This is a genomic window from Parvibaculum sp., assembly GCF_049672805.1.
In the GTDB taxonomy this organism is placed as follows: domain Bacteria; phylum Pseudomonadota; class Alphaproteobacteria; order Parvibaculales; family Parvibaculaceae; genus Parvibaculum.
The window spans coordinates 1-7,049 of sequence record NZ_JBATWS010000436.1 but is presented as its reverse complement, the minus strand read 5'-3'; the positions used below and the strand labels follow the sequence as shown (position 1 = coordinate 7,049).

General features: G+C 61.5%; 6 protein-coding genes. 3 read left to right on the top strand and 3 right to left on the bottom strand.

What is annotated here, in order from left to right; translation table 11 throughout:
- The first annotated feature begins 225 nt into the window (after positions 1–225).
- Entirely contained in the window at positions 226–543 is a 318-nt protein-coding gene (locus WBF74_RS13640) for a DUF1476 domain-containing protein (RefSeq protein ID WP_424440838.1), read from the top strand.
- A gap of 9 nt (positions 544–552) precedes the next feature.
- Here the strand turns inward: WBF74_RS13640 and WBF74_RS13635 are convergent, their stop codons facing one another.
- Entirely contained in the window at positions 553–1,257 is a 705-nt protein-coding gene (locus WBF74_RS13635) for a TetR/AcrR family transcriptional regulator (protein WP_424440836.1), read from the bottom strand.
- 101 nt (positions 1,258–1,358) lie between these two features.
- Here WBF74_RS13635 and WBF74_RS13630 point away from each other — a divergent pair, with 101 nt between their 5' ends.
- The gene (locus WBF74_RS13630) at positions 1,359–3,305 is read left to right on the top strand and encodes a pyrroloquinoline quinone-dependent dehydrogenase (protein ID WP_424440834.1); all 1,947 of its coding nucleotides are present in this window, start codon (positions 1,359–1,361) and stop codon (positions 3,303–3,305) included.
- Here WBF74_RS13630 and WBF74_RS13625 read toward each other — a convergent pair.
- Both WBF74_RS13625 and purB read right to left on the bottom strand, forming a co-directional pair.
- Positions 3,302–4,027 carry a histidine phosphatase family protein gene (locus tag WBF74_RS13625; RefSeq protein WP_424440832.1) on the bottom strand — a complete coding sequence of 242 codons (726 nt, stop codon included), beginning with the start codon at positions 4,025–4,027 and terminating at the stop codon, positions 3,302–3,304. The two genes, WBF74_RS13630 and WBF74_RS13625, sit on opposite strands and share 4 nt — an antisense overlap.
- 69 nt (positions 4,028–4,096) lie before the next feature.
- Positions 4,097–5,404: an adenylosuccinate lyase gene (gene purB / locus WBF74_RS13620; RefSeq protein ID WP_424440830.1), complete on the bottom strand. Its 1,308-nt coding sequence runs from the start codon at positions 5,402–5,404 to the stop codon at positions 4,097–4,099.
- A gap of 182 nt (positions 5,405–5,586) precedes the next feature.
- Between purB and WBF74_RS13615 the strand changes: the two genes are divergently transcribed.
- On the top strand, positions 5,587–7,049 hold a 1,463-nt coding region (locus WBF74_RS13615; protein WP_424440828.1), incomplete at its 3' end, for an amidase.

Genomic DNA, 7,049 nt, shown 5'->3' with positions numbered 1-7,049 from the left:
AGTTAGCCCAAGGTCGTGCGCGATACAATGAGCCTCTGGTTGATACCGGATGCGGCAAAAAGGGCGGAGAAATCAGCGAGTTAGACAATTTACCGCAGGGAGCGGGCGAGGCGGGGATCGCTGTTGATTTGAATTCGCTCGCCCGCTATGCCTAAGCCTCAAGAAAGGCACCCTGCCCGGCGGGGGCCTTGCCCATCATGACCCCCATACGGAGTGCCAGGTTCCATGTCCAGCTTTGACAAGCGCGGAGAAGGTTTTGAAAAGAAGTTCGTTCATGACGAGGAGCTTCGCTTCAAGGCGACGGCCCGCCGCAACAAGCTGCTTGGCCTGTGGGCGGCTGAGAAAATGGGCCTGACCGGCGAGGCGGCTGAAGCCTATGCACAGGAAGTCGTCTCCGCCGATCTTGAGGAAGCGGGTGAGGAAGACGTGTTCCGCAAGATTCGCAAGGATTTCGACGCGAAGGGTGTGGACCAGTCGGACCATCAGATCCGCCGCTCTATGGCCGACCTGATGGAAGAGGCCATTCGCCAGGTTCAGAGTTGAGACCCGGCTTTAACTTTCCGCATCTACGGCACTGACAAGGATCGTCGCGAAGCTCGCCGCAGCGGTTTCGCGTGCCTGCCGCTCGGTCAGTCCGGGAATGGCATTTGCCGCTGATTCCCGGACGCGGTGCATGGCTGCCCAGGCAACCGTCTCGATGGCAAGGCGCGCAGCGAGGCTCAGCGCGGGCGAGGGCGGGCCTTTCCTGCCTCTCATGGCAAGGGCCACGCGCGCAATCTGATCGCGGTGGTGGGCCCGCAAATCAAGGGCGTGAAGCTGCTCGAAAGCGGGGATTTCCTGCGCGCAGCGATCTACCAGCCAGATGGCGCGGCGCGCCTCATGCAGCATGTCGTAAAGCTCCGCGCCGATCTGGCGGAGCGTTTCCGTGTCCGGCTTCGCGGTGGTGATCAGCGCGTCATCAAGCGACGGCCAATGACGCACTTCCCTGGCGCGCTCGGCGAAAATGGCGGCGCTTTCCTCCATGCCTGGATCGGTAAGGGGAAGGGGGAGTTCGGCCAGCGGGCGGGCGCAGACTTTCAGGATGGCGAGATGAAAAAGGGCTTCCTTGCTCGCGACATAAAGATAGAGCGTGCCAACGCTCACGCCTGCGACCTTGGCCACATCGGCCATCTGGGTGCGGCGGATGCCCAGATCGCTGAAGCAGGCAATGGCCGCTTCGGCTATGGCGTCAGTCTTGTCGGACGGTTTTTTAGCCACATCTGCTCCTTGCACTTCTCATTCGCTGCTCGCCCAATTTCTCGTTGACTCCCGATATAAAATGAATGAATCATTCAGTCAAATCTAAACGGGAGGGCGGAATGCGTTGGCTGTTTGTGGCGGTTGCGGGGTTGGTGGCGGTTCTCGGCATGGGGCAGGGGGCTGCTTCGGCCGAGGAAGCGGCAGGCTGGCTTCATTATGGCGCTGACGCGGGCGGCTCCCGCCATTCGGCCGCTACGGCCATCACGCCGGAAAATGTCTCTGATCTCCGCGAGGCATGGGTCTATCGCACCGGCGACATGGTGAGCCGTGCCGACGCTATGAAACATACGGCTTTCGAGGTGACGCCCATCCTCTTCGAAGGCTCGCTTGTTTTCTGCAGCCCCTTCAATGAAGTGATCGCGCTTGATCCGGGCACGGGGGAGCAGAAATGGCGCTTCGATCCGAAAGTTGCCGTCGACTACCGCCCCGGTAACCAGTTCGTTTGCCGCGGTGTTACGCCCTGGGTGGATGAGGCGGCTGCGGAAGGGGCGAGCTGCGGCAAGCGCATTTTCATGGGCACGGTTGATGCGCGCGTGATCGCGCTTGATGCGCGGACGGGCGAGCCGTGCGCCGGTTTCGGCGAGAATGGCGAGGTGCAGATAGACCCCGGCATGGAACTGCAATGGCCGGGCGAGTTTCAGATCACCTCGCCGCCTTCGGTTGCGGGCGGTGTTGTCGTGATCGGTTCTGCGATCAGCGATAATCGCCGGGTAGATGCGCCGAAGGGAACCGTGCGCGCCTTTGATGCGCGGACGGGAAAGTCCGTCTGGGAGTTCAATCCCATTACGCGCGGCGCGGAAGATCATCCGACGAGCTGGCCGCGCGGCAGCGTTGCGGCGCAGACAGGACATGCGAATGTCTGGGCACCCATTGCTGCGGATGAAGCGCGGGGGCTTTTCTTCCTGCCAACCTCTTCTCCAAGCCCCGACTTCTTTGGCGGCGCGCGGGCCGGCGACAATCTCTATGCGAATTCCGTTGTGGCGCTTGAGGCGGCGACGGGCAAAGTGCGCTGGCATTTCCAGACCGTGCACCACGATGTGTGGGACTATGACCTTCCCGCACAGCCGAGCCTCGTGACGCTGACCCGCGATGGCGCGCCGCGCGATGCGGTGGTGCAGGTGACGAAGACGGGGTTTGTCTTTGTGCTTGATCGCGAGACGGGCAAGCCGATTTTCGATGTGGAAGAACGTCCCGTGCCGCAGGATGCAGCGGCGGGTGAGTTCCTGTCGCCAACGCAGCCTGTTCCTGTCGCACCGCCGCCGCTTGTACCGCAGCATCTGAAGCCGGAAGACGCGTGGGGACTCACCTTCTGGGACCGCAAGGCCTGTCGCGAGAAGATTGAAGCCGCGCGCTCCGAAGGGCTTTACACGCCGCCCTCAGCGCAAGGCACGATCATGTATCCCTTCACGGGCGGCGGGGCGAATTGGGGCGGGGCCGCTTTCGATCCTGCAACGCAGCGGCTCTACATCAATACAAGCCGTGCAGCGCATCTCATCACGCTTATCCCCTCGGAAAATTTTGAAGCGGCGCGAGCGGCAGAACCGGATGAGGAAATCTCGCCCCAGGCACCGACGCGCTGGGCGGTGAAGCGCGAATTGCTGCTCTCTCCCCTTGATCTTCCCTGCAACCCGCCGCCTTGGGGAATGCTGACGGCTGTTGATCTCTCCGACGTCACGATTGCCTGGGAAAGCGTGCTGGGCACGGTGCGCGACCTCGCGCCAGTTCCGGTGCCCATCAAATGGGGAACGCCGAATTTCGGCGGCCCGATCGTTACCGCGGGCGGTGTCGTGTTCATCGGCGCAACGATGGATGATTATCTGCGCGCCTTTGATGCAGCGAGCGGCGAGGAACTCTGGAAAGGCCGCCTTCCCGCAGGCGGTCAGGCAACGCCCATGACCTATGAGTGGGAAGGGCGGCAATATGTGGTGATTGCGGCAGGCGGCCATGCACGAGCGGGCACAAAACTTGGTGACTATGTGATCGCCTATGCCTTGCCGGAGAATTAGAGGGCCGCTTCTTTCAGCTTCAGCCGGGTTGCGATCTGCTCGAGAGAAAGAAGGTGGTTGCCTTCCTTCACCAAATCGTAAACCGTGACGTTCAGTGCACGGAGCGTCTTGCGGCGGATCTCCCGCGTGTCGGGCGCTTCGTCAAAGTCGATGACGTTGACGCAGGCCGTGTTCTGGTCGATGGCGGCAAAGGTGGCAAGGCCGGTGCCGAGCGCCCAGCCGATGACGAGCCGGTTGATGCCGCCATGCGCCACAAGGGCAAGCGTGTCCCACTCAGGCTCGGCGATCAGCTTTTCGAGGCCCGCAAGAACACGGGTGTTTACCTCTTCGAAGCTGTCGCCGCCATTGTAGCGGGCGCCGGGCACATGGGCATTGCGGAATGAATAGGCAATATCGTTGAGGTCGGTCACGGCGGCGCGATAGGCGGGGTCGCCCTGAAATTCGACGAAGTGATCGTTCGCTTCAATCTCGATATTGCGTCCGGCGAGGATAAGCTCTGCTGTCTCCATTGAGCGGGGAAAGCTTGAACTGACCGCGCGATCAAAGGGAATCTTTTGCAGCGCCTTGCCTGTGAGGGTTGCCTGTTCGCGGCCCCAATCCGTCAGCGGCACGACCTTCGCGTCGGCAACGCGATTGCCCTTGTCATCGACATAGGACACATCGCCGTGGCGGAACAGATAGATGCGGCGGCGGCGCGAGCCGTCGAAGGCTGTGCGGAGCATGGGAAATCCCCCGGATACAAATATCGGTGCCGTGCGGTACGGGCGCGACTGTGACGGTTGGGTGAAGCCTCAGCTCCGGCCGAATACACGCGCGAAAATCGTGTCCACATGCTTGGTGTGGTAGCCGAGGTCGAAGCGTTCCTCGATTTCCGCATCGCTCAGATACTTCTTCACATCGGCATCGGCTTTCAGCAGGTCGAGGAAGTTGCCTTCCCCGCGCCAGACCGGCATGGCATTGCGCTGCACGAGGCGATAGGCCTCTTCGCGCGACGCGCCTTTCTGCGTGAGAGCCAGAAGCACGCGCTGCGAATGGACAAGACCGCCAAGCTGGTTGAGGTTCTTTTCCATGTTCTCGGGATAGATCACCAGCTTGTCGATAACGCCGGTGAGGCGTGCCAGCGCGAAGTCGAGCGTGACAGTTGCGTCCGGGCCGATCATGCGCTCAACCGAGGAATGGGAGATATCGCGCTCATGCCAAAGGGCGACATTTTCCATGGCCGGGATGCTCATGCCGCGCACGAGGCGGGCGAGGCCGGTGAGGTTTTCAGTGAGCACGGGGTTGCGCTTGTGCGGCATGGCTGATGAACCCTTCTGCCCTTCGGAGAAGAACTCTTCAGCTTCCAGCACTTCGGTGCGCTGCAGATGACGGATCTCGGTGGCGACGCGCTCAATGGAGCTGGCGATGACGCCAAGTGTTGCGAAGAACATGGCATGGCGGTCGCGCGGAATTACCTGCGTTGACACGGGTTCGACCTCAAGGCCGAGCGCCTTGGCGACATGCGCTTCCACGCGGGGGTCGATATTGGCGAAGGTGCCGACCGCGCCAGAAATGGCGCAGGTCGCGATTTCCTTGCGCGCATTGACCAGCCGTTCGCGGCAACGCGAGAACTCGGCATAGGCTTCCGCCATTTTCAGGCCGAAGGTCACGGGTTCGGCATGAATGCCGTGGCTGCGGCCAATGCAGACCGTGTCCTTATGCTCATAGGCGCGGCGCTTGATGGCAGCCAGAAGCTCGTCCATGTCGCGCAGCAGAATGTCGCTCGCGCGGGCAAGCTGCACGTTGAAGCAGGTGTCGAGCACGTCTGACGAGGTCATGCCCTGATGGACGAAGCGCGAATCCTCACCGATGAATTCGGCAAGATGGGTGAGGAAGGCGATGACGTCATGCTTCACCTCGCGCTCGATCGCGTCGATCTTCTCGACATCGAACACGGCCTTGTCGCCCCGCTCGCGGATGTTTTTTGCGGCTTCCTTCGGAATCACGCCAATCTCGGCCAGTGCTTCGCAGGCATGGGCTTCGATCTCGAACCAGATGCGGAACTTCGTTTCGGGGTCCCAGATGGCGACCATTTCCGGTCGCGAATAGCGCGGGATCATCAGGCGCCTCGCAGTTTCATGGCGGATGGGAAGGAACGGGCAGGGTGTAGCATTTGGGGGATGGCTCTTCAACCGGCCCTGAAAGGGACGCCCGGCGGTAAAGATGGGTTGGTAAAAAGCATAATCCCTGCGCTACCTTGCGTTAAAGGAAAGGCGCCTGAAGGCGCATCAGGGAGGAGAAAATGGGTGTGACGCTCTCGGGAGAGATTTCCCGCCGGACATTTCTGAAATCAACCGCCGCGACGGCGGCTTTGGCTGGCGCCTATGCGGCGGGGTTCCGCCCCGCGATGGCGGGCGCGCCGGAGCTTGCAAAGCTCGACGCGCTCGGGCAGGCGGAACTGGTTGCGAAGGGCGAGGTTACGGCGCTCGACCTTGTGAATGCCGCGATTGAGCGGATCGAGCAGGTCAACCCCAGGGTGAACGCGGTGGTGCTGGAGCTGTTCGACCGGGCACGCGAGGAAGCGGCGGGCGACCTGCCGAAAGGCCCGTTCACCGGCGTGCCGAACCTTGTGAAGGATCTCGATAATCTGAAGGGCACGCGCAACAGCTCCGGCTCGCGCATGTTTGCGCAGAATATTTCTGCCGAAACCGACCCGCTGATCGCCGCGAATGAGAAGGCGGGCTTCATCATGGTGGGGAAGAGCAACACGCCGGAATTCGGCCTGCTCGCCACCACGGAATCGCTTCTTCTGGAGCCGTGCCGTAACCCGTGGAATCCCGAACATTCATCAGGCGGCTCATCGGGCGGCGCGGCGGCGGCAGTTGCTTCCGGCATGGTGCCGCTCGCCCATGCAACGGATGGCGGCGGCTCGATCCGCATTCCGGCATCCTGCTGCGGACTTTTCGGGCTGAAGCCGAGCCGGGGCCGCATCTATACGGGAGAGCGAAACCTGCCGGGCGAGATCGGTGTGCAGCATTGCGTGAGCCGTTCCGTGCGGGACAGCGAGGCCCTGTTCGCCGTCACCGAGATGCAGGCAGAGGGTGCGCGGCTCGCGCCTGTCGGCCGCGTCGAGGGGCCGAACAAGAAGCGTCTCAAGATTGCTTTCAATACGAAGAACTATTTCGGCAATGAACCGGACGCCGATGTGAAAGCGGCGATTGAAGATGTGGCAAAGCTCTGCGAGAGCCTCGGCCATGAGATTGTGCCGGTTGAAAACCCGGTTCACGGCGAAACCTTTATGGAGGCTTTCCTCACCATCTGGGCATCCGGTCCGTCCATGCTGGTGAAGCTTGCCAGGGAGAACGGGCTTGATCCGGAAGCCGTGCTTGAGCCCTGGACCATTGGCCTTGCTGCAAAGTTCGATGCAAAGCCTGCGGGCGCGATTGAAGAGTCGCTGGCGGTCTTTACGAAGGTGACGGCAGAGACCGAGGCATTCATGAAGGACTATGATGTGTGGCTGTCGCCTGTCCTCGCATCAGCGCCGCCGAAACTCGGGGAGCAGGGGCCGAACGTACCCTTCGATACGCTTTATGAGCGTGTCATCAATTATGTAAGCTATACGCCGCTTCATAATGCAGTGGGGACACCGGCCATGTCGGTTCCGCTCTCATGGAATGAGGCTGGGCTTCCCATTGGCTCGCAATTTTCGGCACCGCTTGGTGGTGAGAAGATTCTTTTCGAACTCGCCTATGAGCTGGAGCAGGC